This window comes from Rhizobium sp. 007 (genome assembly GCF_015353075.1).
Classification (GTDB): domain Bacteria; phylum Pseudomonadota; class Alphaproteobacteria; order Rhizobiales; family Rhizobiaceae; genus Rhizobium.
In genome coordinates this window covers 1,422,334-1,446,453 of the sequence record NZ_CP064187.1, presented here as the reverse complement: position 1 = coordinate 1,446,453, position 24,120 = coordinate 1,422,334, and the positions used below count along the sequence as shown (strand labels likewise).

The 24,120-nt window shown below is 58.7% G+C and carries 23 protein-coding genes and 5 tRNA genes; 13 read left to right on the top strand and 15 right to left on the bottom strand.

All coding sequences use genetic code 11. The features are described 5' to 3' along the window. Positions 1-27: 27 nt before the first annotated feature. Both ISN39_RS07290 and ISN39_RS07285 read right to left on the bottom strand, forming a co-directional pair. Positions 28-104 (bottom strand) — tRNA-Arg (locus ISN39_RS07290). A 49-nt stretch (positions 105-153) separates the two neighbouring features. Further along, complete coding sequence (locus ISN39_RS07285; protein WP_194729612.1) at positions 154-459, bottom strand: ETC complex I subunit; 306 nt, start codon at positions 457-459, stop codon at positions 154-156. Positions 460-747: 288 nt separating this feature from the next. Here ISN39_RS07285 and ISN39_RS07280 point away from each other — a divergent pair. Then, positions 748-824: transfer RNA gene (locus ISN39_RS07280), tRNA-Pro, on the top strand. A gap of 57 nt (positions 825-881) precedes the next feature. Beyond that, entirely contained in the window at positions 882-1,079 is a 198-nt protein-coding gene (locus ISN39_RS07275; protein WP_132552593.1) for a hypothetical protein, read from the top strand. 36 nt (positions 1,080-1,115) lie between these two features. Here ISN39_RS07275 and ISN39_RS07270 read toward each other — a convergent pair whose 3' ends face one another. Together ISN39_RS07270 and ISN39_RS07265 are read right to left on the bottom strand one after the other, a co-directional pair. Beyond that, positions 1,116-1,589: a DUF192 domain-containing protein gene (locus tag ISN39_RS07270; protein WP_156886409.1), complete on the bottom strand. Its 474-nt coding sequence runs from the start codon at positions 1,587-1,589 to the stop codon at positions 1,116-1,118. Between the two features lie 11 nt (positions 1,590-1,600). Continuing rightward, positions 1,601-2,179 carry a cold-shock protein gene (locus ISN39_RS07265; protein ID WP_022715433.1) on the bottom strand — a complete coding sequence of 193 codons (579 nt, stop codon included), beginning with the start codon at positions 2,177-2,179 and terminating at the stop codon, positions 1,601-1,603. Between the two features lie 195 nt (positions 2,180-2,374). Between ISN39_RS07265 and ISN39_RS07260 the strand changes: the two genes are divergently transcribed. The 5 genes from ISN39_RS07260 (at position 2,375) to ISN39_RS07240 (ending at position 5,198) form a co-directional block, all read left to right on the top strand. Then, positions 2,375-2,815 (top strand): VOC family protein, encoded by a 441-nt coding sequence (locus ISN39_RS07260; RefSeq protein WP_194729611.1) that lies wholly within the window; start codon positions 2,375-2,377, stop codon positions 2,813-2,815. A 154-nt stretch (positions 2,816-2,969) separates the two neighbouring features. After that, positions 2,970-4,040: a D-Ala-D-Ala carboxypeptidase family metallohydrolase gene (locus ISN39_RS07255; protein ID WP_194729610.1), complete on the top strand. Its 1,071-nt coding sequence runs from the start codon at positions 2,970-2,972 to the stop codon at positions 4,038-4,040. Between the two features lie 199 nt (positions 4,041-4,239). After that, positions 4,240-4,314 (top strand) — tRNA-Glu (locus ISN39_RS07250). 77 nt (positions 4,315-4,391) lie between these two features. Continuing rightward, positions 4,392-4,466, top strand: a tRNA-Glu gene (locus ISN39_RS07245). Positions 4,467-5,123: 657 nt separating this feature from the next. Continuing rightward, a tRNA-Glu gene (locus tag ISN39_RS07240) sits at positions 5,124-5,198 on the top strand. A gap of 8 nt (positions 5,199-5,206) precedes the next feature. Here the strand turns inward: ISN39_RS07240 and ISN39_RS07235 are convergent. From ISN39_RS07235 to ISN39_RS07205, 7 genes are all read right to left on the bottom strand, one after another. Further along, entirely contained in the window at positions 5,207-6,085 is an 879-nt protein-coding gene (locus ISN39_RS07235) for a glycosyltransferase family 2 protein (RefSeq protein ID WP_194729609.1), read from the bottom strand. 40 nt (positions 6,086-6,125) lie between these two features. Beyond that, positions 6,126-6,875 carry a class I SAM-dependent methyltransferase gene (locus ISN39_RS07230; protein WP_194729608.1) on the bottom strand — a complete coding sequence of 250 codons (750 nt, stop codon included), beginning with the start codon at positions 6,873-6,875 and terminating at the stop codon, positions 6,126-6,128. Continuing rightward, a complete protein-coding gene (locus tag ISN39_RS07225; RefSeq protein ID WP_194729607.1) occupies positions 6,872-7,324 on the bottom strand; it encodes a GNAT family N-acetyltransferase in 453 nt (150 codons plus the stop codon). The genes ISN39_RS07230 and ISN39_RS07225 overlap by 4 nt, the downstream gene beginning before the upstream one ends. Further along, positions 7,321-8,292 carry a hypothetical protein gene (locus ISN39_RS07220; RefSeq protein ID WP_194729606.1) on the bottom strand — a complete coding sequence of 324 codons (972 nt, stop codon included), beginning with the start codon at positions 8,290-8,292 and terminating at the stop codon, positions 7,321-7,323. Before ISN39_RS07220 ends, ISN39_RS07225 begins: the two co-directional genes overlap by 4 nt. After that, positions 8,289-9,257 carry a glycosylase gene (locus ISN39_RS07215; RefSeq protein WP_194729605.1) on the bottom strand — a complete coding sequence of 323 codons (969 nt, stop codon included), beginning with the start codon at positions 9,255-9,257 and terminating at the stop codon, positions 8,289-8,291. The genes ISN39_RS07220 and ISN39_RS07215 overlap by 4 nt, the downstream gene beginning before the upstream one ends. A gap of 69 nt (positions 9,258-9,326) precedes the next feature. Next, positions 9,327-10,025: a WbqC family protein gene (locus ISN39_RS07210; RefSeq protein ID WP_194729604.1), complete on the bottom strand. Its 699-nt coding sequence runs from the start codon at positions 10,023-10,025 to the stop codon at positions 9,327-9,329. Position 10,026: 1 nt separating this feature from the next. Then, positions 10,027-11,169 carry a DegT/DnrJ/EryC1/StrS family aminotransferase gene (locus ISN39_RS07205; protein ID WP_194729603.1) on the bottom strand — a complete coding sequence of 381 codons (1,143 nt, stop codon included), beginning with the start codon at positions 11,167-11,169 and terminating at the stop codon, positions 10,027-10,029. Positions 11,170-11,368: 199 nt separating this feature from the next. Between ISN39_RS07205 and ISN39_RS07200 the strand changes: the two genes are divergently transcribed. From ISN39_RS07200 to rfbA, 5 genes are read left to right on the top strand one after another with little or no spacing between them, the layout of a single operon-like run. Further along, positions 11,369-13,348, top strand: coding sequence for a glycosyltransferase family 1 protein (locus tag ISN39_RS07200; RefSeq protein WP_194729602.1), 1,980 nt, complete (start codon positions 11,369-11,371; stop codon positions 13,346-13,348). Between the two features lie 21 nt (positions 13,349-13,369). Next, on the top strand, positions 13,370-13,948 hold the full coding sequence (rfbC, locus tag ISN39_RS07195; protein ID WP_194729601.1) for a dTDP-4-dehydrorhamnose 3,5-epimerase: 579 nt from the start codon (positions 13,370-13,372) through the stop codon (positions 13,946-13,948). A 6-nt stretch (positions 13,949-13,954) separates the two neighbouring features. Continuing rightward, complete coding sequence (gene rfbB, locus ISN39_RS07190) at positions 13,955-15,010, top strand: dTDP-glucose 4,6-dehydratase (protein ID WP_194729600.1); 1,056 nt, start codon at positions 13,955-13,957, stop codon at positions 15,008-15,010. Positions 15,011-15,012: 2 nt separating this feature from the next. After that, positions 15,013-15,900 (top strand): dTDP-4-dehydrorhamnose reductase, encoded by an 888-nt coding sequence (rfbD, locus tag ISN39_RS07185; protein ID WP_194729599.1) that lies wholly within the window; start codon positions 15,013-15,015, stop codon positions 15,898-15,900. Between the two features lie 10 nt (positions 15,901-15,910). After that, positions 15,911-16,780, top strand: coding sequence for a glucose-1-phosphate thymidylyltransferase RfbA (rfbA, locus tag ISN39_RS07180; RefSeq protein WP_194729598.1), 870 nt, complete (start codon positions 15,911-15,913; stop codon positions 16,778-16,780). Positions 16,781-16,792: 12 nt separating this feature from the next. Here the strand turns inward: rfbA and recJ are convergent, their stop codons facing one another. The 4 genes from recJ to ISN39_RS07160 all read right to left on the bottom strand — a co-directional run bounded on the left by recJ (position 16,793) and on the right by ISN39_RS07160 (position 22,016). Beyond that, entirely contained in the window at positions 16,793-18,616 is a 1,824-nt protein-coding gene (recJ, locus tag ISN39_RS07175; RefSeq protein ID WP_194729597.1) for a single-stranded-DNA-specific exonuclease RecJ, read from the bottom strand. A gap of 153 nt (positions 18,617-18,769) precedes the next feature. Beyond that, positions 18,770-20,092, bottom strand: a complete 1,323-nt coding sequence (locus ISN39_RS07170) for a homoserine dehydrogenase (protein WP_074067846.1) — start codon at positions 20,090-20,092, stop codon at positions 18,770-18,772. Positions 20,093-20,159: 67 nt separating this feature from the next. Continuing rightward, complete coding sequence (locus ISN39_RS07165) at positions 20,160-21,377, bottom strand: LL-diaminopimelate aminotransferase (RefSeq protein ID WP_194729596.1); 1,218 nt, start codon at positions 21,375-21,377, stop codon at positions 20,160-20,162. A gap of 222 nt (positions 21,378-21,599) precedes the next feature. Further along, the gene (locus tag ISN39_RS07160; RefSeq protein WP_074067843.1) at positions 21,600-22,016 is read right to left on the bottom strand and encodes a hypothetical protein; all 417 of its coding nucleotides are present in this window, start codon (positions 22,014-22,016) and stop codon (positions 21,600-21,602) included. 154 nt (positions 22,017-22,170) lie between these two features. Here ISN39_RS07160 and phaC point away from each other — a divergent pair, with 154 nt between their 5' ends. Further along, the gene (phaC, locus tag ISN39_RS07155) at positions 22,171-24,006 is read left to right on the top strand and encodes a class I poly(R)-hydroxyalkanoic acid synthase (RefSeq protein WP_194729595.1); all 1,836 of its coding nucleotides are present in this window, start codon (positions 22,171-22,173) and stop codon (positions 24,004-24,006) included. Positions 24,007-24,120 lie beyond the last annotated feature (114 nt).

Here is a 24,120-nt window from a genome sequence, read left to right as displayed (position 1 = left end):
ATGTCTCCGGTATGGACAAATATGGTTTGGCGACCCCTGCAGGACTCGAACCTGCGACAACCTGCTTAGAAGGCAGGTGCTCTATCCAGCTGAGCTAAGGGGCCATCCGGCCTCTGCGTCCGTGCAGCGGCGAGAAGCGGCATGCCTGAGCGCTCAATGCGTCCAGGGCTGCGTGCGGGTATAGCGGAAATTATCAGGATAAGCGACTGTCTGGCGAGCAGGTTCCTTCGGCGCGATCACGCGGTATTCGATGCCGTTGCGCTTGGCATAGGCTTCCGCCAGTTCCTGCGTCTCGAAGGTCAGCCTCACCTGCTGGCGCATATCGCCGGAGGACGTGTAGCCCATAATGGGATCGATCTTGCGCGGCTGCTCCTGATCGAATTCAAGCACCCAAAGATGCGTCTTCGCCTTGCCGGACTGCATGGCGGTCTTGGCTGGACGGTAGATCTTGGCAGACATCAGCTGCACGCCTCCGGATATGCGGGCCTGACCCGCTGTAACTTACCCTTCCACCCCGTCTCCGGAATGGTCTTCATCGCCTCTATAACGCGAAGAGATGAATTTTGCTTAGCCGCGAATCCCTCCACTTTCAAGAAAAAAGCCAACTGAGGGGAATGCTTGCGCCGCAAGCCAGGATCCAGCCCGCCGGAGGGCTTGGTGATTGAAACGACAATGCCGTGTTGAAGACGGGGAAGACGCGAATTAGATATTGCGGGGCCGGGGTGAAGCGTGTATTGCCCCCTCTCACGGAGTGTAGCGCAGTCTGGTAGCGCATCTGGTTTGGGACCAGAGGGTCGGGAGTTCGAATCTCTCCACTCCGACCATCCTTTCAAAAAATGTTGTCTTCGCAGACGGCCAATGGCCCTGCGCAGGAGCCGTAAATGCAAGTTGAAGTCCCCTGCCCCAAGTGCGGCAAGACCCGGATGAACTTTCCGCGCCCGCAGCCGCTCGATAGCGACATCATCACCTGCTATCACTGCGACTTCGAACTCGGCACCTACGGCACCATCAAGCGCAAGATGGCGCTGTTCATGGAGCGACTGATCCAGGCCAAGGCCAAACCGGTGAGAAAGCAGTAATTCTAAGAGAGATCGGGCGGACGCTTCGGCGCGCCGCTACTTTTTCCTCGTCACCGTGGCGCTTGCGACCTTGTCGCCGACCTTGATTTCGAATTTCCTGACGATGCCGGCATTCAGCTCGACGACGTATTTCACCTCACCCATCGAATCAATGATCGCCCTCGAATAGGGCACGGCATTTTCCTTGATGTGGCGGATGGTGCCGCCGCTATCGATGAAGAGCATGTCGAGCGGCAAGATGGTGTTCTCCATCCACATGGTCACCCGCCGCGGCTGGCCGAAGTCGAAGATCATTCCGGCATCCTCGGCCATTTCCTTGCGGAACATCAGGCCGTACTGCCGCTGCTCATTGCTGGCGGCAATCTCCACCGTGAAATTCAGCATCCTGCCGGAGGCAGTCTGGATCACCAACGGCTCCTTGTCGAAATGCGGTTGCTGCTGGGCAAAGGCGGAGACGGCCAGGATGAAAAAAAGCGCCAGAAAGGCGCCTTTGATGGCCTGCATTGCCATGCCGCGAGGCATCAGTGCGACCGGCTTGCCGGGCTTGGCATATCCGGGTGGATTTCGGCTGCCATCAGGCCCTTGTCGCCATCGCCGTAGCGGACGAGGACGACCTGGCCGGGGCGAAGCTCCGTCAGGCCAAAGCGGCGAAGCGTTTCCATATGCACGAAGATATCTTCCGTACCCTCGCCGCGCGTCAAGAAGCCGAAGCCCTTCGTGCGGTTGAACCACTTCACCAGTGCCCGCTCGAGGCCGCTCGTCGGGGTGACCTGTACGTGGGTGCGCACCGGCGGCAGCTGTGACGGATGGACGGCGGTCGACTGGTCCATGGAGAGAATCTTGAAGGCCTGATAGCCGCGCTCGCGGCGTTGGATCAGCGCGACGATGCGCGTGCCCTCGAGGATCGTCTGGTAACCGTCGCGGCGAAGGCAGGTTACGTGCAACAGGACATCCTGCATGCCGTTGTCCGGGACAATGAAGCCGAAGCCCTTGGCGACATCGAACCACTTGACGACACCGGTGATTTCAACGAGGTCGACGGCATCCCCGGACAGCTCGTCGATATCGGTGAATTCCTTCGATGAAATCCTGTCAGCCATGTCGCCAGCCCCTCAATACGCGTCACACTGTTACGGTTAACTGATTCTTGAAATCAAGATTAACATCTTGGTAACGGATAAGCGCAAGTCCTGTTTTCGGTTATTCCCAACTGCTCATTTTAGTCGCATGCCTTGCCCGAAGCTGACCCCCCGCCACATAACGAAGCAGCTCCCACATTTTAGAGAGGAAATAGAATGCGTTATCTCCACACTATGATCCGCGTGAAGGATCTGGATGCCTCCCTGCATTTCTACTGCACGCTGTTCGGCCTGAAGGAAATCCGGCGCTCCGAAAACGAAAGCGGCCGTTTTACCCTGGTTTTCCTCGCCGCAAACGAGGATATCACAAATGCAGAGAAAAATGGCGCCCCCTGCCTCGAACTTACCTACAATTGGGATCCCGAGGAATATACCGGCGGACGCAACTTCGGCCACCTCGCCTACGAGGTCGACGACATCTATGCGACCTGCCGGCATCTGATGGACAATGACATCACCATCAACCGTCCACCACGCGACGGCCGCATGGCCTTCGTTCGTTCGCCGGATGGGATTTCCGTCGAAATCCTGCAGAAGAACGGCAGCCTTCCGGAGGCCGAGCCGTGGCTTTCGATGGGCAATACCGGCGCCTGGTAAGCTGAGGCTTTTGCGAGGCTTGTGGTTTTTGCGATTTCGGGCCGCCGCGCCCGCTTCGCGCTTGCCGCAAGCCCGCCCGGTAGGCACTCTCCGGCCGACTCGAAGCGGAAGACGACACGGTTGAATCGTTCTCCGCACCAACGGAGACCGTCGCTTGCTCATTCTCCAAAAGCGGATGCCCGCCACGGGCGCGCTTCTCATCGCTGTTGCCGCGGTTGCGCTGTCGGGCTGCGTCTCGAACCAGAAGGCCCTCGATTCCGCAGCTGCCGTGGCTGCCGATCCTTCAGCCGAGCAGCTTGCCGGGAACACGCCGGGCAAAACCGCCAACGGCGCCTATCGTGATCCGATGGTCACGAATGTGTCGAACGCGCAGCAGACGGCGGCAGCGCAGGATACCGACGCCGCCACCATGTCCGCCGGCCCGGCCACGCAGCCCGCCAATATCGGCGGCTTGGCGATGCAGCCAAGCCGCATCAATGCGAACGCCATGAGCATCTTTTCCGCCCAACCGGCGAGGCCGCAGAACAACACGACCTCAACGATCATACAGCCGGCGGACGCCAACGCCTATGCACCCGTTCAGGGCATCGATGCCGCGCGCAGCAGCGTCTTCAGCGCGCCGCCGCCCGCCCAGCCGGCACAGGGCGGCGAGATGCTTCTGCCGCAGCAATCCTCCGAAAAAACCAGCACAAGGCTTGCACCTGCCTATCAGACGACATCGCTCGCGACGGGTAACCTGCAAGGCGGGTCGATGAATGCGCTCTATGCCGCTCCGAAGCAGAACCTCGTCGGCGGCCTCGCCGGGCTCCTTGAGAAGGCGTCTCTGCCGGGCATGACGCGCGTGGCACCGAACGGCCTGCACATCCAGAATGGCAATGTCGAAGTCGGCTGCTTTAAGCCCGGGATGCTCAATGTCATCAAGGCGGTCGAAACCCATTTCGGCAAGCCGGTCATCGTCACCTCCGGATATCGCGACGCGGGGCGTAACCGCATGGTCGGCGGCGCCGAAGAATCGATGCACAAGACCTGCGATGCCGCCGATATCAAGATCGACGGCGTGTCCAAATGGGATATCGCCGCCTTTATCCGATCGCTGCCGAACCGCGGCGGCGTCGGCACCTATTGCCACACCGAATCGGTCCATCTCGACACTGGTAAAAGCCGTGACTGGAACTGGAGCTGTGGCGCCGGACGTACCAGGACACCGAACGCAAGAGCCATCTGACGGCAGCGCGGCTTCCCGCATCAAGTTGCGGCAACGCCGCAGCATCCCGTTATAGGAATAGTCGGCAGCCTATTGATTCAGCTCGGATAATCGGCCTCCCACACAGGCTCTGATTTCCTGTCATTTTTTTGAAAGAAATCCGAAATTCCCGCTTGCGGGATCCAAAGCGCCTGACTATAAGGGCGCCACCACGAAGGAAGCGCCCTTCGTCTATCGGTTAGGACACCAGATTTTCATTCTGGGAAGAGGGGTTCGACTCCCCTAGGGCGTGCCACTTTTTATTTCCATTTTGTCTATTTATCAGTACGCTTGCGAAAGCGGCTGCGCGTTCCTATTTGCAGCCGACGCAACGCGCCCTTCGTCTATCGGTTAGGACGACAGATTCTCATTCTGTAAAGAGGGGTTCGATTCCCCTAGGGCGTACCACGCGCGTGCAGCGCGCCAGCCTCTTGAGCCTGGCGGGTCCCGTCAACAAGCGGTTTCTGAACCTTCCTGGCGGGATGGCGACGACGAAACGTCCGCCCCGCGCCGAGGTGATCTTGCTTTCGAGATTCCACGGCAGAAAGGGATTCGACTATGGCGTCTGCCCAAGATCGGCAACGACCGTCGCAAGGGACGCGCGGCAGAAACGGCAATGATACGTCATCGGAATTACAGGCCGTTCACGAAAGCATTGATCCGGCTGCGGGTAAGCTCCAAAGCGTTCCACCGTTCCGCCAGCCGTCACACCAGGGGGTCTCGCGGCACTTCTTCGGGCTGGCTGAACCGGGGCTACAGCCGAGAAGCGCAGCCGCCCGCGACGGATCGAGGCCGAGCCGGGGGGCATTTCGCGCGGCCTGTCGCCCGCGGAGACGTCATTCCAGTGCGGACCAAGGGTTGCGCGGCCAGATGCAGGATGATTTCCGGATCGGCCTGCCGCAACGCGGCTATCGCGCTGATTTATATCAATTCAAAATCGGGTGGCACACGGAACGCCGGCGCGAACACCGGCTTTTCCACAAGCCTCGAAAAAATCTGCATTTTCGCATTTTGCCGCTTGCGGTGCACAAATGTGCTGACTATAAGAGCGCCACCGCGAAGGAAGCGCCCTTCGTCTATCGGTTAGGACACCAGATTTTCATTCTGGGAAGAGGGGTTCGACTCCCCTAGGGCGTGCCATTCTAGCTCTATGTCAATGCATCTTCGATCTGTGCAATTCTTGCATTAAGCTGCGGGAATGAATTCTGCCAATAACGGTAGGTATTCAGCAGGTTGCGATATGACGCAGGCAAATCGCTTGCTGGCAAATAGCCTTTTTCAAAGGCAAGATTAAGCACGTCCTCATAATAGGTGATCGCATAGATGAACTTCCAGTTGATCTGCGGGTTCGACGTGGCTTTCTCATGGCGCCTAAAGTACGAGAGCGGCGTGGGATGGATGACGAAATCGCCGAGTTGAGCCAATTCAACCCACGCCGACAGGTCAATCAAGCCTCGGAAGAGATCACCTTCCATGCGATACAATCGGAATTGTCCATCGCTATCAAATGCGTCCGCCTTCCGAAATAACGCCGTTGTGTACTCCCCAACAAGATTCGCATGATTGAGGGCCGTCAATCTTAGGAAATCACGGCCGGAAACCATTTTTAGGCCGTCTCCGGAAGCGTTGAAATGGTTGACGAAACCAGTCGTATGATTTCGCTCGTCGATCAGATGGCGTGGAGAAAACGCAAGGCGCGTATTTCTATCCTTTGTCACATCGAGTGCCTCCAACAGGAATTGTACGCAAAAAGGATGGAGCACGTCATCATCGAACAGGAATTTTATGTATTCGCCGTTCGCAATCTCCACCAGTCGACGCACGTTGCTCTCCGGCCCGGGATTCGCATTACGGCTATATTGAACAAACGGGTCATATTTCTCACATATTACCTTGATTGCATCGGTCGGGCAGTCGTCGGACACAAGAATTTCAACATCGACAAAGCTTTGGGCCAGCGCACTTCGAAGGCATAACTCGAAATAATCAGGGTTATATGCGGGAATACAGATCGATACACGCGGCATCGATACCCTCCGGACTTAAGAAGATTGGAGTTGGACGCAATTACCGCGTCCCGCCAGCTTCGCACATAAGGAAAATACTGGCGCAAAGATCGGGATAGATTTGTCCCAGTTGATAGCATCCCTCGAGATATTCGCTGGAGATAATGTCGGTCTGCAACAGCCGATCCCACTGAAAATTGGCCAACGCTTTGAAGAAAATGCCAGAGCGATGCACCACATTTAGTCCCGCCAATTTAGCATCACGCTCCAAGGTGTCCAACGAGTATGTGATCCGGTGACCGTGTTCCAACTCCGCTCGCGTTATAGCCGAATTGTGACGTATCAAACCCATTTTGACCGCGATCTGACGTGATGGAGCGTTCGCATTTGGGCAAACCAAGAAGAGCCTACCACCTTCCGACAACCATTCCTCGTTGACGCGTCTAAGCACTCTTACAGGATCATCCAGATGCTCGAGAACGTGCGTCAGCAGAATATTGTCATAGCGCTTGGGCAACGTCACGCCTTCGAATACGTCGTTGATAAATATCAGCCCGTCGCCTAGATCGCGTTTCGCTATGGCTATCGCCTCGTCGGATGCTTCGACGCAGGTGATGTCGTCAAAATGCGGCATCACTCGTTTTGTGAAATCGCCTCGAAAACTTCCAAGCTCAAGTAAACTCCCCCGACGAAAGAATGGAATAAAGGACTTCAGCATATAATGATGCATTACATCGAAATCGAAATTGTAAGCATAACGATGATCACTCGTGTCTTTTATTTCATTGTTATAGTCACGCCTGTCGGTCACTTTTTTGCCCCCAAATCCAGCTTCATCATGAGTGTTGACTGCCCGCCACCCAACGGCACAAACCCAAATTTTCCGTAGACTGCGACTGCGGCCACATTCGCTGCCTCTACTTCAAGGCGTATTGTGTCGAAGCCTTTTTCGTCTGCGTGAGTGATGCATTGCTCAAGCAACGTCCCCGCTATTCCACGGCCTCGCCAATCCTCAAGCACGCTCACATTCGTAATGAATGCCGACTTCTGCTTGTCGTCGTTGCAATACATAGCCAAGAATCCGACTAAAATGCCGTTCGACCATGCCTCGAAGCGCTCGGCATTTAGAAGAATTTTCTGCGCATAGATCTCAATGTCGATTCTTGCACTGAGCCCAGTTGCAAAATTCCCGCCACACTCATTCAAGTGTCGGGCTATCTCGCCTACCGAAGCGAAGTTGCGGCTCCAATTTGGGGTCAAGCGGTCCGCTCCAAGATCGCGGCGCCGAATCCATACCGGCCGAACTGGTTTCCATTGTACAAAAGGTAAATAGCACCGTCTGACTCAAATACATGCGGATAGCAAAGCATGTCAGAATCCCACTCGCCGCATGTTCCTTCGATTGCTAGTTCGACGTCATCGCGCGACCAGTTAATCAGGTCGTCCGAACAGGCGTGGCCGATTTGATAGCCACGGCTTTTATTCGTGCGAAAATCTGACGATTGCCGGTAGCAAAAGAACATATGATGGCGCCCCTCGATCTCGATGACCGTAGGTAAAGCCTGGCTTTCATCTGGACCAAGCCGATCAGCGATAATCTGTCGGGCTTCTTCCTTCTGCCAATTGATGCCATCCCGGGATGTTGCGTGACCGATTTTATAGGTGCGGTCTGGCGCGGCTTCGGAGGAATATACTTTCCATCCAGTTCCGAAAATGTACCACATGTGGAAGGCGCCGTTGATGAGCTTTACGAAGCCATCGCCGACCAAGCAAGGCTCGCCGAGCGACGCAGACAAAACTGGCCCGTCGCCGATCCTCTTGAACGACAACCCGTCGTCATCACTGACGGTGAGGCCGATTGCAGTATCAACCGATACCGCAACCCTTCGATTCCAACCGCACGAGTAGCCGTAGATCTTTCCTTCATGTCGTATCACGTTCATGGGAAAGATGCCGTGCTCGTCGAAACAGCCTAGTTTCCCAAGCTCTATAACGGGCCGGTCGGAAACTCGAACAATCCGATCCATTGTCTTATCCATATCAACGAAAGCGATATGGCTGAGGTATTTGCCATTCGTGTCAACGGCGCGAGTTGAGAAGTATATTCGGATAAAGTCGTCGAAAACGAGTGCTTGAGGTGACTGCGCATATTCGACACATCCTGCCGGTAGCTGATGGCGGGTGGGATCGAAGATCTTGCCTAACTTCTTCCAGCGCATCTTCGTCATACGTCACCCAGCTTTCCGTCGAGAATAGCAAGACCGAAGCCATTGCGACCGACCTGATTGCCGAGATAAGCCATGTAGGTCTTGCCATCGAACTCAAAGACGTGCGGATAGCTGACCATCTCGTTGTCCCATCCCGTATCCGATACAGTTAGGCCGGCCTTGGCATCGTCGCGATGCCAGTTGATCAGATCAACGCTCGACGCATAGCCGATTCGATAGCCTTTTTCTTTACCTCTATAATTCGTGCTATACCGGTAACAGAAGAACATGTGGTATTTCCCCCCGGCAAAAATCACATCGGGGCTGGCCTGTGCTTCGTCAGCTTCGACAACGCTGTTGATCAGGTTTCTATTTAGCTTTGTCCAACGGATGCCGTCTTCCGATGTAGCGAGCCTTATTTTGTAGACAGGCTCAGCGCGCCCGTCGGCTATCTTCCACTTGGAGCCAGCGATGTAAAAGAGGTACCAGGTATTGTTAAAGCGCCGGATTTTGGGACCGCTCAAAACAAACGGCTCATCGGGCGAATATGGCAGCACTGGTCCACGACCTGCCTTCACGAAGGTTCGACCTTCATCGGTACTTAATGCCAGGCCTATACCGACGTTGAAAGGCACGGACTCGCAACGAGTCCAGCCGGCATAGTAAGCCCGAACGATATCGCCATCTCTTGCTACGGAAATCGGATAGGTACCAAATTGGTCAAATTCACCAAGGCCACCTAATTCCAGGACGGGACGTTCGCTGATGTGCCTGACTTTGAACAAATCAGCTCTGTCCACGTCGATATAAGCGGAATGCGACACATATTGCCCGGCTTCGTCTGCCGGTGGCCGGCAGGAAAAGTATACGCGCACAAAATCATCGAAAATCAGGGTTGCTGGCGCCTGAGCAAACTCCTTGAGCCACGGGCGATCCGTCACATCTTGCGGCGTGAACACCTTGCCCAGCTTTTGCCATTTAAACATCTACGTCACCGACTGGATTTCTTGATGGAGTCCGGACTGCCGAGTGAGGCACCCTCGCCGCGACTACGGCTAAATAAGCTCATATTCGTTGAGTATCTTCGTCTGGATACTCTCGGCTGAGTTGAACATGATCACGTCGATGATCGATAACCAAGGCATGAATTCCGCTCCAAACTGGGGATATTCGAAAGGCTTCGATTTGATGAATTTCAGGTCGATGTCACGCGCATTGAACGTTTCGCGCGAATAAAGTTCCACTCCCCCGATTGCGTTTATATAGACGCTTGCACCGGCCTCTTCACATAGAGCCAAAACCTTTGTCTCTGCCCTAAGACCGTGATCTATTGTCATTTTGGAAGAGACGATGAATTCTGTCTTGATGTCGAGATAATCGCAGATTTTCGTGATTGAATTGAATATGTAGGAATAGAGGTTGCTGTCTTGGAAGCGAATTGCCTGTTCTATCATTGGAAAAGCATGTGAAAAAAATGGTGCACGTCGATAGGCGCCTTGAATTTGATTCACTAGCTTATTGCGATCAAACTCTGTCGACAGCGTGCGGTCGCATATATCTAAGCTGTCCGACGCGGCCTTGATTGGTAGAGAAAATGTGAAATCTACTCCATTCCGCAGTATGCGGTTACGATTAATCCAACCCTTTTTTGTATATTTTATGTTGTCGTAGACAACAAATTTGTCGACCGCGTGGATTAGCTGAAAGTAGCCAATATAGGGGAAGAAATATGGCTGCATGATAGCCAGTTTCATCTCATATATCCCTACTTGCGGTGAAAGCACCTGTGCTCAATGAAGCAATGAGCGCGCAGACCTTGTCGACGATCTCCATCTCCATGTCCGGATAAATGGGAAGGCAGAGCACCTGCTGGGCGGATTCGGTTGCGACCGGCAGGTTCGATGGCTGCGCGGACGGCAGACTGCGATACATCGAGAAGCTCGAAATCAGCGGATAGAAGTAGCGGCGCGGGTGAATGCCGTTCTCCTTCAACCTTTCATACAGTCCGTCGCGCGAGATGGGATAGCCAGGGCGTACGAGGATCGGGAAATAGGAGAAGTTGGAGACGGTCTCGCCGGAACGGTCCAGGCATTCGATGCCTGCAACGCCGCGAAGCCGCTCGCGATAGGCGCGGTCGATCACCTCGCGGCGTTCGAGCGCGAGTTTGATGTATTTCAGTTGCAGCAGGCCGAGCGCGGCGTTGAATTCGCTCATCTTGCCGTTCGTGCCCGGCGCCACCACGGTCACTTCATCGACGTAACCGAAGTTCTTCAGCTGGTCGATCCGGGTCTTCGTCTTCGCGTCCGGGCAGATGATCGCCCCGCCTTCGAATGTGTTGAAGACCTTCGTCGCATGGAAGCTCAGGACGGAAAGGTCGCCGTGGTTGAGAACGCTTCCCCGCTCGTCTTCCACGCCGAAGGCATGGGCGGCGTCATAGATGACCTTGAGATTGTAGAGATCGGCGATCTTCTGGATCGCGTCGACGTCGCAAGGGTGGCCGTAGCAATGCACCGGCATGATCGCCGTCGTCTGTTGCGTGATCGCCGCCTCGATCTTTGCCGGATCGAGATTGAGCGTCACCGGGTCGATATCGACGAAGACGGGTTTCACGCCGTTCCAGAGAAGCGAATGCGAGGTGGCCACGAAGGAATAAGGCGTGGTGATGACCTCGCCGGTGATGCGGAGTGCCTGAAGTGCAGTCAGCAACGCAACGGTGGCGTTGGAGAACAGACTGATATGCTTCACACCGAGATGGCTGCAGAGTTCCTGCTCCAATTGCTGATGAAATGGTCCGCCATTGGTCAGGATGCGGTTGTTCCAGATCGCTTCCAGCGATGGAATGAATTCCTCGAGCGGCGGCAGACTGGGCCTCGTTACAAAGATCTTCTCGTTTTTCATGACCGCCGTCCAGAGGTTGGGCATATCGCGCAAAGTGGGCTTGGTCCAACATCATGCTTCAACCTGTTCCCAGGCTGACCAGCGAAAGTCCGCGCGAACAGTGTGGCGCAAGCTTCACGTCCAATAGTCGGCACCCAAACAAGCCCGAATGCCGTTTCGTGAATCACGGAGACGGCAGCCATGCGCGAAGGACGATGCCTTGACGATCAATCAGCCCATTTCCGCTCTGCCGGCCGGCCTTCCTGATCTGGCGTTTCTCACGGAAAAAGCTGCCAGCACCGGATCGGTCATTATCTATCAGCCTTATCTCGATCCTTCGCAGCGCGGCCAGCTTGACAAAGCCGCAGTGCCGCTCGACATCTCATTCAATACGCAGGCTTCGACCCGCGAATACGAGCTCTTCCGCATCCTGCATCACCATCACGAGGCGATCGGCCTTGGCGACGACGTGTTCTGGGGGCTCCTTTCCAGCAAATTCGAGATGAAGTCCGTCACCAGCTTCCCCTCCTTCGTCACCGAGGCGGAAAGGGCCAGGGCGGAAGGTGCGGATGCCTATCTCTACAATCCGCTGATCGGCCATGCGGCAATCTACAGCAATGTCTGGGAACATTCTCTGCTCGGCGGTCATCCCGGCATGGAGCCGATCTTCCTGCATATCCAGAAGCTCGGTCATCCAATCGCGCCGCCGCAGGACAAGACGGCCTTCATGTTCTGCAACTATTTCTGCGGCAACCGGAAATTCTGGTCCGGGTATTTCGCCTTTTGCGAACGCATTCTCGAATCGCTGGAAAACGAAGCGCGTCTCGGCACGGCGGCGGGCACCGCCTATGCAGGTGCGGCCCACTATTCACGCGATGCCAATGCGAATATGCGTCCCTTCGTGATCGAGCGTCTGCTCGGACTTTATGTCCAGGAGGCTGCCGCCTCCGGATTGAAGATCACCGCCTTCGTACCGACAGTCGCCGATTTCGAGTGGAAGTTCGGCGTCCGCCTCGGCCACATGCTGCATAGCCTCTTCGCCGCCAAGGAAGCCTTTCTGCAAAGCCGCGACCAAGCTCTCCTGACTTCCTGGCAAGAGGGCCGCCAGCCGCTGATCAAGCAGCCGCATCTCATCTGGGGCGCCGACGACCCGCCGGCCTGGATGCCGCGCGGCCAGTTCATCGGTGGCCGCGAATTGATGCGCGCCGATGCTCCGCAGCCTTCTGGCACCGCCCCGGCGAAGCAGCAAGCGGGACATGCCGAAATGCCCGTGGCGCCTGCCGCACCGAAGATCGAGCAGCCACTCCGCAACGCAATACAGCCCTTTGCCGGCGGATGGCAGGCGCACAAGGACCGTCATTGCATCTGGATCGTGACACCCGCCAATTACAACCATAGCCACGCCTTCGACGAGGTCGCGCTCGGCCTGCAGGGCGCCTTCGAGGAACTCGGTGGCTCCGCACCGATCGTCCGCGACATTAACGCTTTCGCGGGTCGTGCGCCGATCATCTACGGGGGCAATCTTCTTTCTGCCGAAATCGTTGGACACCTACCGAAGGACAGCGTCGTCATCAATCTCGAGCAGGTCTCCGAAGAAAGCATCTGGATCAATTCGCGCTACACCTCGATCCTGAAGTCGCTGCCGGTTCTCGACTACAGCCCGCGCAACCGGGAAAACCTCGCCGCCAAGGGCATTGAACACGCCGGCGTGCTCGAAATCGGTTACAGCCGCTGCCTCAGCCAGATAAAGCACGCCCCCGTCAAGGACATCGACGTGCTGTTTTACGGCTCAATGAACGAGCGCCGCCACCATATCCTGAAGACTCTGGAACAGGGCGGGCTGAAGGTCGCACATCTCTTCAACATCTATGGTGCGGAACGCGATGCGGCCATTGCCCGCGCCAAGATCGTCATCAACATCCATCATTATGCGAGCGGCGTGTTCGAGATCGTACGCATTTCCTATCTGCTCGCCAACTGCGTCTGCGTGCTGACCGAAGGCGACATCCGCGATCCGGACCTCCAGCCGTTCATCGGCGGTCTGGCGATCGAGCCCTATGACGCCTTGATCGAGCGCTGCCACAAGCTGATCGCAGATGCCGATGAGCGCGATACCATTGCCGCAAAGGGTTTTGCGGCAATGCAAAGCCGCTCGCAGGCGGACATGCTGATGAGCGTCATGAAGGCCGACGCTCGATGAAAACCGCAGAAAAGGTGCGTCATGCTTATTGAGACCACGGCCATCGAGGGCATCGTCGCGATCACGCCGCCACGCTTCGGCGATCACCGCGGCTACTTTTCCGAGGTGTTCAAGGATGCCTGGTTCCGAGAAAATGTGGCCGACGTCACCTTCATCCAGGACAATGAATCGCTTTCGGCTGAGCCCGGCACCGTCAGGGGACTGCATTTCCAGATACCGCCCTTCGCACAGGGCAAGCTGGTGCGCTGCCTTGCCGGCCGGATCATGGATGTCGTCGTCGATATCCGCACCGGCTCACCGAGCTTCGGCAACTGGCTCTCTCAGGAGCTCTCGCCGGAAAACGGCACGCAGCTCTGGGTGCCGCCCGGCTTCGCGCATGGATTTGCCACGCTCGAGCCCAACAGCGTCATCAACTACAAGGTGACCGCTCCCTACAACCCGCAGCATGATCGCGGCATTGCATGGAACGACCCGGCGATCGGCATCCGCTGGCCGGTCGACGAGAAAGCCATGGTGCTGTCCGACAAGGACAGGACGCTGCCGAGGCTCGCCGACTTGCCTAACCACTTTTCTTATTCAGCAAAACAAACCAAGGATTGATCGACGATGCGCATACTGGTCACGGGCGGAGCGGGCTTCATCGGATCGGCACTGGTGCGCCATCTCGTCGGCGATATCGGCGCCGAGGTGCTGAATGTCGACAAGCTGACCTATGCCGGCAATCTGGAATCACTGACGTCCGTCGAATCGGCGCCGAACTACCAATTCCTGCGCGCCGACATCTGCGACCGCGCCAAGATCCAGGAAGCATTCGCCTCCTTCCGCCCGGACATCGTCATGCATCTCGCCGCCGAAAGCCATGTCGACCGCTCGATCTCGGGCGCTGCCGATTTCATCCAGACCAACATCGTCGGGACGTTCAGCCTGCTGGATATCGCGCGGCATTATTGGGAGGGCCTTGACGCCCGTGGAAAGAGTGCCTTCCGCTTCCTGCATGTCTCGACGGACGAAGTCTACGGCTCGCTCGGCGACGAGGGTCTTTTCGAGGAGGCGACGCCCTACGATCCGTCCTCGCCCTACTCCGCCTCCAAGGCGGCAAGCGACCATCTGGCGATCGCCTGGCACCGCACCTACGGCCTGCCGGTCGTCGTCTCCAACTGCTCCAACAACTACGGTCCCTACCACTTCCCGGAAAAGCTCATTCCGCTGATGATCCTGAATGCGCTGGAAGGCAAGCCGCTGCCGGTCTACGGCAACGGCGCCAATGTCCGCGACTGGCTCTACGTCGAAGACCACGCCCGCGCGCTCTACACCATCGCCTCCCGAGGCCGCCCGGGCGAAAAATACAATGTCGGCGGCCGCAATGAGCGCCGGAACATCGATGTTGTTCAGCGCATCTGCGCCATCCTCGACGGCGTCTACAAGGACAATGGCCCGCATGCGCAGCTGATCACCAACGTCACCGACCGCCCCGGACACGACGCACGCTACGCGATCGATGCCTCCAAGCTCGAAGGCGAACTCGGCTGGAAGGCCGAAGAGACCTTCGAAACCGGCATCGAGAAGACCGTACACTGGTATCTCCAAAATGAATGGTGGTGGCGGCCGCTGCGCGAAAACGTCTATTCCGGCGAACGCCTCGGCGTCTTCAAGGGGCGATAGCGATGCGCATTGCCGTCACCGGCAAACAGGGCCAGGCCGTCCAGTCGCTGATGAGACGCGGCGCCGAGAAGGGCGTCGAAATCATCGCAGTCGGGCGTCCGGAAATGGACCTTGCCGACCCCGCCAGCGTTGCAGCCGCCTTTTCGCTCGTGCATCCCGATGTCATCGTCTCGGCTGCAGCCTATACGGCGGTCGACAGGGCCGAGAGCGAGCCCGACCTCGCTTTTGCCGTCAACGCGGCAGGTGCTGCGGCGGTTGCCGAAGCTGCCGCACGGATCGGTGTGCCCGTCATCCACATTTCGACCGACTATGTGTTCAGTGGCGACAAGCCGTCAGCCTATACTGAAGAGGATATGACCGGGCCGATCTCCGTCTACGGGCAGTCGAAGCTTGCGGGTGAACGGGCCGTGGCGGCGGCAAACCCAAATCACGTGATCCTGCGTACCGCCTGGGTCTATTCGCCCTTCGGTGCCAATTTCCTGAAAACGATGCTGCGGCTTTCCGAGACGCGCGATCATCTCAGCGTCGTCGCCGACCAGACCGGATGCCCGACGTCTGCGCTCGACATCGCCGAGGCGATCCTTGCGATCGCATCCCGCCTCGTCACGGATCCGGCACCATCGCTCCGCGGCACCTTTCACTTGACCGGCAGCGGCGAAGCGAGCTGGGCGGATTTCGCCGAGGGAATATTCGCCGAACTTCACAAATCCGGCGGCAAGAGCATTCGCGTCGAACGCATCACGACGGCGGACTATCCGACCCCGGCGAAGCGTCCCGCCAATTCGCGCCTCAGTGGCGACAAGCTCGCCAGCATATACGGAATCCGCCTACCGGACTGGAAGCAATCCATGAGGATTGTCATGCAAGTCATTTTTAACAAAGGCTTTTAGGGAGATATGGATGAAGGGGATTATTCTGGCGGGGGGTACCGGAACTCGTTTGCACCCGATCACCCAGGCCGTCTCGAAACAGCTGATGCCGGTCTACGACAAGCCGATGATCTACTATCCGCTGACGACGCTGATGCTCGCCGGCATCCGGGACCTCATGATCATCACCACGCCGCATGACGTCGAAGCCTTCAAGCGCCTTCTCGGCGACGGATCGCAATGGGGCATTTCGCTGACCTATGCCGTGCAGCCAAGCCCGGACGGCCTCGCCCAGGCTTTCATCATCGGCGCCGACTTCGTGCATGGCGACACCTCGGCACTCGTCCTCGGCGACAACATCTTCTATGGCCACGGCCTGCCGGAAATCATGAAATCCGGCACGAGCCGCCTTCAAGGCGCGACGGTCTTCGCCTATCACGTCACCGATCCGCAACGCTACGGCGTCGTGGGCTTCGATGCGAACATGAATGCGCTGTCGATCGAGGAGAAGCCCAATGAGCCGAAATCGAACTGGGCGGTGACCGGCCTCTATTTCTACGACCAGCAGGTGGTCGATATCGCCGCCAATCTGAAGCCGTCACCGCGCGGTGAATTGGAGATCACCGATGTCAACCGCACCTATCTCGAGCGCGGACAGCTCTTCGTGGAACTGATGGGCCGAGGCTATGCCTGGCTCGACACCGGCACACCGGACAGCCTGCTCGACGCCGCAGGTTTCGTCAGCACGCTGGAGAAACGCCAGGGCTTCAAGATCGCCTGTCCCGAGGAAGTCGCCTGGCGCATGGGATACATCTCGCAGGATGACCTCGCCAAGCTCGCCGAAAGGCTCGGCAAGAGCGCCTACGGTCAATATCTGACGAAGCTCTCCTCCGACTGGTGAGCCGCTCGGTGACTACCGCGCTGGCGCCGCGTCGCAGACACGCAGCTGGATGCGTCGCGCGCCCTGATAATGATCGGCGCCCAGCATTCCCGCGACATGCAGGTTGGCCCCGCGGGAATTGAGCAGGAGGTTGCCAAGCGAGGTGTCCGCGGCCCGGAAAGCGATGCCGTCGAGGCGGGAGCCGTCCATCGCCTCAAGCGTTACCTTCACATGTTTCTCGCCGACCATCCGCGCGTCGCGCAGGCGATGCGCGGGCACTGCGAAGATCGGCTGCGAATGCCCCGAGCCGTAGGGCCCGGCCGTTTCCAGCCGGTCGATCAATTCGATCGTGGCACCGCTGGCGCCGATCGCGCCGTCGATCTTCAGCGTTTCGTTGGCGACCAGCGCCGCCACGGTTTTTTCGGCACGTTCTGTAAAGAAGTTGCGCAAGGCTCCGAGCTTTTCGCGCTCGACGGTCAAGCCCGCAGCCATCGCATGTCCGCCGCCCTTGAGGAGCAGGCCTTCGTCGACCGCCGCGCGCACGATCCTGCCCATGTCGAAACCGTTGATCGAGCGGCCGGAGCCCGTTCCGCGGCCCGACGGGTCGAAGGCGATGGCGAAGGCCGGACGCTTGAATTTCTCCTTCAGCCGCGCAGCCAGCAGGCCGACGATGCCCGGATGCCACTTGTCCCGTGCGGTGACGATCACCGAAGCGCCCTCGCCGTCTCCATACTCGGCAAGCGCCTCCGCCTCGGCCTCCTGCAGCATCGCCGCTTCCATCGCCTGGCGCTCGCGGTTGAGCTCGTCCAGCCGCTGGGCGATGACCTCCGCCTCGCCGGTATCGTCCAGCGTCAGAAGCCTGCTGCCGAGTGCCGCGTCGCCGATGCGGCCGCCCGCATTGATGCGCGGACCGATGAGGAAGCCGAAATGATAGGGCGTCACCGGCCCGGAAAGGCCCGCCTTGCGAAAAAGTGCCGTTAGCCCGGCATTGCTCTGGTGGCGCGCGGCGACCAGGCCCTTGACGACATAGGCCCGGTTCAGCCCCTTGAGCGGCACGACATCGCAGACCGTCGCCAGCGCCACGATGTCCAGCCAAGGCAGCAAGTCGATCGCCGGAATTCGCTTGTCGCCCGCCTCGCGCAGCAGCCTCAGCGCCGCGACTAGTACCAGGAAAACGACACCCGCAGCGCAGAGATGCCCCTGCCCCGAAAGATCGTCCTCACGGTTCGGGTTCACCAGAGCATGGCAGTGCGGCAGATCATGTGTCACCTGGTGGTGATCGATGACGACGACGTCGATATTCCGCTTTTCGGCAGCCCCCAGAGCTTCGTGGCTGGTCGAGCCACAATCGACCGTCACGATCAGCTGCGCGCCGTTGTCGATCAGCTGATCGATCGCCGCCGGATTGGGTCCGTAGCCTTCGAAGATGCGATCGGGAATATAGATATTGGCCTTCACGCCCAAATGCGTGAGGAAACGGTACATCAGCGCCGAGGAAGCCGCGCCATCGACGTCATAGTCGCCGAAGATCGCAACGTTCTCGCCGCGCCGGATTGCCTCGACCAGGCGTCTGGCCGCCTTCTCGCAATCCGTCAGCGTATAGGGATCAGGCATTAGGCTGCGGATCGTCGGATCGAGAAATTCCAGGGCCTCGTCGACCCCGACGCCCCGCCCGGCAAGCACGCGCGCAATCAAATCCGGCAGGCCGTGCACCTGGGATATGGCAAGCGCGCGGTTCTGTCCCGCCTGATCCAGGCGCGACACCCAACGGTTATCGAGGACGGATTTCTCCACCCCCAGGAATGCCCGCTGTACCGGATCGGCGGCTATATCCACAACGCCCCTCTGATCGCCCATCGCTTGTCACCGCCCCGGGACCGGGGCGCTGTCGGCAGATTTATGTGGCTTTGGTGGAGCACACAACGATTTTGGACGCCAAGGCGCATGTTAGCTGTGGACGAGAATGCCCCGGCCGCCTCGCTCATCGGTTCTTTTAAGGAAGACGGGTTCTCAATCTTCTTTGGGACGCTCGATGCGGATCACCTGCGGTTCGCCGACGAGGTAGCCTTCGCCCTTGATAGCAGCAACAGCCTTGCGCACGGAATCCTCCATCGTCGCATGGGTGACGAGGATGATCGTCTGGTGGTGCGACGGCGCCAGGTGCTGCTGCGACCGCTGCACAATGGATTCCAGTGAAATGTGGTTTTCCGCCATGCGCGTCGCGACGCTTGCAAAAACGCCGGTGCGGTCAAGCACCGTCAGGCGGATGAAGTAGCCGCCTTCATGGCTCTTCATCCGGGCCTTGCGGTAGGACTCCAACGCCTTTGCCGGATGGCCGAGAACCGGTACACGCTGCGCGCCAGGCTGGCTCTTGGCGATGTCGGCAATATCGCCAAGCACCGAGGATGCAGTCGCATTGCCGCCGGCACCCGGGCCAACCATCAGCAGTTCGCCGAGAATATCGGACTCGATCGCCACAGCATTGGTGACGCCGTCCACCTGGGCGATGACCGAATCGACAGGCACCATGGTCGGGTGCACGCGCTGTTCGATGCCGGTATCGGTGCGCTGTGCGACGCCGAGCAGCTTGATGCGATAGCCGAGCTCGGCCGCCGCATGGATATCCTCGATCGAAATATTCGTTATGCCTTCGAGGTAGATGTCGTCAGCCGCGATCTGGTTGCCGAAGGCAAGCGTCGTCAGGATCGAGAGCTTGTGCGCCGTATCATTGCCCTCGATGTCGAAGGCCGGATCGGCTTCAGCGTAGCCGAGACGCTGTGCTTCCTTCAGGCAATCTGCAAAGGAGAGGCCTTCCTTCTCCATCTTGGTCAAGATGTAGTTGCAGGTTCCGTTCATGATGCCGTAGATGCGCGAAATCGTGTTGCCTGTCAGCGATTCACGCAGCGCCTTGATGACGGGAATACCGCCGGCCACGGCCGCTTCGAAATTCAGCAGCGTGCCCTTTTCTTCCGCGATCATCGCCAGTTCGACGCCGTGATAGGCAAGCAGCGCCTTGTTGGCCGTCACCACATGGAGACCACGTTCGAGAGCGGCGCGCACCGAACTGTTGGCCGGGCCGTTGGCGCCGCCGATGAGCTCGACGAAAAGGTCGATGTCTCCTTTTTCAGCCAGGTCTTCCGGCCGGTCGAACCACTCGATGCCGGCAAGATGAAGGCCGCGGTCCTTGGTCTTGTCGCGAGCCGAAACGCCCGTAATCAGGATCGGCCGCCCGCACGTGGCAGCAAGCTCGTTGCTGCGGTTCTGAATGATACGGACGAGCGAAGCACCAACGGTGCCAAGGCCCGCAATGCCGATTTTGAGGGCGTCTGTCATGGAACGATCCTGCGTGTTTTATGAGAGGCAGCCGCCAAAAAGCGGCTGCCGTTGAAATGTGAAGATATCAGCGGTGCGCGTTGAGCGAGATGACGTTGTGCATCGTCTCGTCGGCCGTCGACAGGAACTTCTTGATGTTGCGGGCGGCCTGGCGGATGCGATGCTCGTTCTCCACGAGCGCCAGACGCACGTAATCATCGCCCTGCTCGCCGAAGCCGACGCCCGGTGCGACCGCGACATCGGCCTTTTCGACGAGCAGCTTGGAGAATTCCAGCGAACCGAGATGACGGAACTTTTCCGGGATCTTGGCCCAGGCAAACATCGTGGCTGCCGGCGGCGGCACGTCGAAACCGGCCTTGCCGAAGCTCTCGACCATCACGTCGCGGCGGCGCTTGTAGACGTTGCGGACTTCCGCGATGTCGGAACCGTCGCCATTCAGCGCATGCGTCGCCGCTACCTGGATCGGCGTGAAGGCGCCATAGTCGAGGTAGGACTTGACGCGCGTCAGGGCCGCGATCAGCCGCTCGTTGCCAACCGCAAAACCCATGCGCCAGCCGGGCATCGAGAAGGTCTTCGACATCGAGGTGAACTCGACGGTGACATCCATGGCGCCAGAAACCTGCAGGACGGACGGCGGCGGCTCGCCATCGAAGTAGATTTCCGAATAGGCGAGGTCCGACAGCACGATGAGGTCGTGCTTCTTCGCGAAGGCAACGACATCCTTGTAGAAATCCAGCGTCGCGACAAGGGCCGTCGGGTTGGACGGATAGTTGAGGACCAGCGCTAAGGGCTTCGGGATCGAGTGGCGCACGGCCCGCTCCAACGGCTGGAAGAAGTTCTCGTCCGGCTCGACCGGGATCGAACGGATCACACCGCCCGCCATCAAGAAGCCGAAGGCATGGATTGGATAGGTCGGGTTCGGGCAGAGAATGACGTCGCCCGGCGCGGTGATCGCCTGCGCCATGTTGGCGAAGCCTTCCTTCGAGCCGAGGGTCGCGACGACCTGCGTATCCGGATTGAGCTTCACGCCGAAACGGCGGGCGTAGTAGGCGGCCTGTGCCCGGCGAAGGCCGGGAATGCCCTTGGAGGAGGAATAGCGGTGCGTGCGCGGATCCTGGACGACCTCGCACAGTTTGTCGACGATCGCCTTTGGAGTGGGGAGATCCGGATTTCCCATGCCGAGATCGATGATATCGGCGCCGCCCGCTCGCGCGCTCGCTTTCAAACGGTTGACCTGTTCGAAAACGTAAGGCGGCAAACGCCGGACTTTGTGAAATTCTTCCATCTCTTTCCCCATGGAAATGCGGCCACCATGACCGCGCTCGAAGCTCGTTTGTTCCCGGCTGCCTGCGACACGAACTTCACAATCGCAAACGCCGTATTCATCAGACTTTCGTCCCGCGGCGAATCTTTGACGAAAGGCCGCGACAGACGCGTATTATCGGGAAAATTGCGTCTCCCGCCAGCTGCGGAAGGCTTTGCGTCCAAATCGCCTGAAAGGCAAGGCTTAATTGCCGATTGCAGAGAGCGCGTCTGTGCCGTGCTCGGCGGCAAGCTTGCGATATTCGGCCACCCGCCGCTGATATTCGGCTTCCGAAATCGTGCCTGCCTTGCGCTGGACGCGGAGTCCCGAAAGCTTCTGCCCCAAGCTTGCGGCTTCCTCGTTGCTCATCTGGGCGTTTGCTGCCGTCAGCGGCGCGCCGAAGCTCGGATAGCCGTCCGGATAATGGGCAAGGCCGCTTTGGGCCGGCTCCTCGCCCTTGGTCGGCGTCATGACGACGGCCGTCGGAGGCGCGCGGCGCGCCGCGGCGGCCGCCTTCTGCTCCGGCGTGTATGCGCATCCAGCAAGCGTCATCGCTGCGGCCGCGGCAGCGAGTGCCATGCGGGTTGCGAGTGCGATGCCTAAGATGCCGTTCGTCGTCATGCCAGATCTTCCAAATCCTGAAGCCTCAGCGACTGTTAAATTTGTCGCAGCAACAAAGCAATAGCACGAGTGCGCTTGCGTTGAACTTGTTTTCTCGATCCGGGACGATGTACAACTCGATTTGCAAGAGGATTGCTGCCTCCGGAGGAGACGCGTGACCGACAGCAAGAAGGAAAATGGCGGGAAGACGAAAACCCCGGGTTTCGAACCGAATCTCGATCCTTACGTGTTGAAGGATCCGGAGGCGATGGCGGTGAACATTGCCCGCGCCCTGGAAAACCTCGGCAAGGCGGCGTCCGTCTGGCTTGCGCCGCGCAAGAGCGGGGAAATCAACGACCGGCTCGCCGCGCCGATGACCGACATGGTCAAGACGCTCTCCAAGGTCACCGAATACTGGATGTCCGATCCGCGCCGGACTTTCGAGGCGCAAACACAGCTGATGAGCAGCTATTTCGGCGTCTGGATGCGCTCGATGCAACGGTTGCAGGGCGAGGCTGGCGAACCCGAGCCGGAGCGCAAGGACAAGCGCTTTTCCGACGCCGACTGGCAGAAGAACCCCTTCTTCGATTTCCTGCGTCAGGTCTATTTCATCACCGCCGACTGGGCAGAGAAAATCGTCGCCCAGACCGAGGGGCTCGACGAGCATACGAGGCATAAGGCGAGCTTCTACGTGAAGCAGATCACCGCTGCCCTTTCGCCGAGCAATTTTGTCGCCACCAACCCGCAGCTCTACCGCGAAACGATCGCGACCAGCGGCGAAAACCTGGTGCGCGGCATGAAGATGCTGGCAGAGGACATCGCGGCCGGCCGCGGCGACCTGAAACTGCGCCAAACCGACATGACCAAATTCGCCGTCGGCCGGGACATGGCGCTGACCCCCGGCAAGGTGATCGCGCAGAACGACATCTGCCAGATCATCCAGTACGAGTCGTCCACGGATACGGTGCTGAAACGCCCTCTCCTCATCTGCCCGCCGTGGATCAACAAATTCTATATTCTCGACCTCAACCCGCAGAAATCCTTCATTAAATGGTGCGTCGACCAGGGCCATACCGTCTTCGTCATCTCATGGGTGAACCCTGATGCCCGCCATGCCGGGAAGGATTGGACGGCCTATGCCCGCGAGGGCATCGATTTCGCGCTGGAAACGATCGAGAAGGCCACCGATGAAAAGGATGTGAATAGCGTCGGTTATTGCGTCGGCGGCACGCTGCTTGCGGCAACACTGGCGCTGCACGCCAAGGAGAAAAACAAGCGCATCAAGACGGCGACGCTGTTCACCACCCAGGTCGACTTCACCCATGCGGGCGACCTCAAGGTCTTCGTCGACGAGGAGCAGCTGGAAGCACTCGAGGCGCATATGCAGGCGACCGGCTATCTCGACGGCTCGAAGATGGCAACCGCCTTCAACATGCTGCGTGCCTCCGAGCTGATCTGGCCCTATTTCGTCAACAACTACCTGAAGGGCGAAATGCCGATGCCCTTCGACCTCCTCTTCTGGAATGCCGATTCCACCCGCATGGCGGCCGCCAACCACGCCTTCTACCTGCGCAACTGCTATCTCAGGAACGCGCTCACCGCCGGCGAAATGATGCTTGGCGGCAAGACCGTATCGCTGAAGGACGTGAAGATCCCGGTCTACAATCTGGCGACGCGCGAAGACCATATCGCTCCTGCGAATTCCGTCTTCCTCGGCAGCCGGTTCTTCGGCGGAAAAGTCGATTTCGTGCTGGCCGGCTCCGGCCATATCGCCGGCGTCGTCAACCCGCCCGACAAGAAGAAATACCAGTTCTGGACCGGCGGCCCGACCAGGGGCGATTACGATACCTGGCTTGCCAAAGCCGAGGAAAACCCCGGCTCCTGGTGGCCGCACTGGCACGCCTGGATCGAAGCCAAGGACGCTAAACGCGTGCCCGCGCGCAAACCCGGCGGCACGGCGCTCAACGCCATCGAGGAAGCACCGGGCAGCTACGTCATGGAGCGGACATAACGGCACGCCTCGCAAGGCAAACGCGTTCATTGAAGGGCGATGAGGCTCGCCGGCGACGGCGCCAGCTCCTTTGTTCCCGCATCGCGAAAACCGGCAAACCGGGCCATTTCGGCC

What these genes read in the sequence shown, in the direction of transcription:
- ISN39_RS07285 (WP_194729612.1), bottom strand. Translation starts at nt 459, where the DNA reads ATGTCTGCCAAGATCTACCGTCCAGCCAAGACCGCCATGCAGTCCGGC.
- ISN39_RS07275 (WP_132552593.1), top strand. Translation starts at nt 882, where the DNA reads ATGCAAGTTGAAGTCCCCTGCCCCAAGTGCGGCAAGACCCGGATGAAC.
- ISN39_RS07270 (WP_156886409.1), bottom strand. Translation starts at nt 1,589, where the DNA reads ATGGCAATGCAGGCCATCAAAGGCGCCTTTCTGGCGCTTTTTTTCATC.
- ISN39_RS07265 (WP_022715433.1), bottom strand. Translation starts at nt 2,179, where the DNA reads ATGGCTGACAGGATTTCATCGAAGGAATTCACCGATATCGACGAGCTG.
- ISN39_RS07260 (WP_194729611.1), top strand. Translation starts at nt 2,375, where the DNA reads ATGCGTTATCTCCACACTATGATCCGCGTGAAGGATCTGGATGCCTCC.
- ISN39_RS07235 (WP_194729609.1), bottom strand. Translation starts at nt 6,085, where the DNA reads ATGCCGCGTGTATCGATCTGTATTCCCGCATATAACCCTGATTATTTC.
- ISN39_RS07220 (WP_194729606.1), bottom strand. Translation starts at nt 8,292, where the DNA reads ATGACGAAGATGCGCTGGAAGAAGTTAGGCAAGATCTTCGATCCCACC.
- ISN39_RS07215 (WP_194729605.1), bottom strand. Translation starts at nt 9,257, where the DNA reads ATGTTTAAATGGCAAAAGCTGGGCAAGGTGTTCACGCCGCAAGATGTG.
- ISN39_RS07210 (WP_194729604.1), bottom strand. Translation starts at nt 10,025, where the DNA reads ATGAAACTGGCTATCATGCAGCCATATTTCTTCCCCTATATTGGCTAC.
- ISN39_RS07205 (WP_194729603.1), bottom strand. Translation starts at nt 11,169, where the DNA reads ATGAAAAACGAGAAGATCTTTGTAACGAGGCCCAGTCTGCCGCCGCTC.
- rfbC (WP_194729601.1), top strand. Translation starts at nt 13,370, where the DNA reads ATGCTTATTGAGACCACGGCCATCGAGGGCATCGTCGCGATCACGCCG.
- rfbB (WP_194729600.1), top strand. Translation starts at nt 13,955, where the DNA reads ATGCGCATACTGGTCACGGGCGGAGCGGGCTTCATCGGATCGGCACTG.
- rfbD (WP_194729599.1), top strand. Translation starts at nt 15,013, where the DNA reads ATGCGCATTGCCGTCACCGGCAAACAGGGCCAGGCCGTCCAGTCGCTG.
- rfbA (WP_194729598.1), top strand. Translation starts at nt 15,911, where the DNA reads ATGAAGGGGATTATTCTGGCGGGGGGTACCGGAACTCGTTTGCACCCG.
- recJ (WP_194729597.1), bottom strand. Translation starts at nt 18,616, where the DNA reads ATGGGCGATCAGAGGGGCGTTGTGGATATAGCCGCCGATCCGGTACAG.
- ISN39_RS07170 (WP_074067846.1), bottom strand. Translation starts at nt 20,092, where the DNA reads ATGACAGACGCCCTCAAAATCGGCATTGCGGGCCTTGGCACCGTTGGT.
- ISN39_RS07165 (WP_194729596.1), bottom strand. Translation starts at nt 21,377, where the DNA reads ATGGAAGAATTTCACAAAGTCCGGCGTTTGCCGCCTTACGTTTTCGAA.
- ISN39_RS07160 (WP_074067843.1), bottom strand. Translation starts at nt 22,016, where the DNA reads ATGACGACGAACGGCATCTTAGGCATCGCACTCGCAACCCGCATGGCA.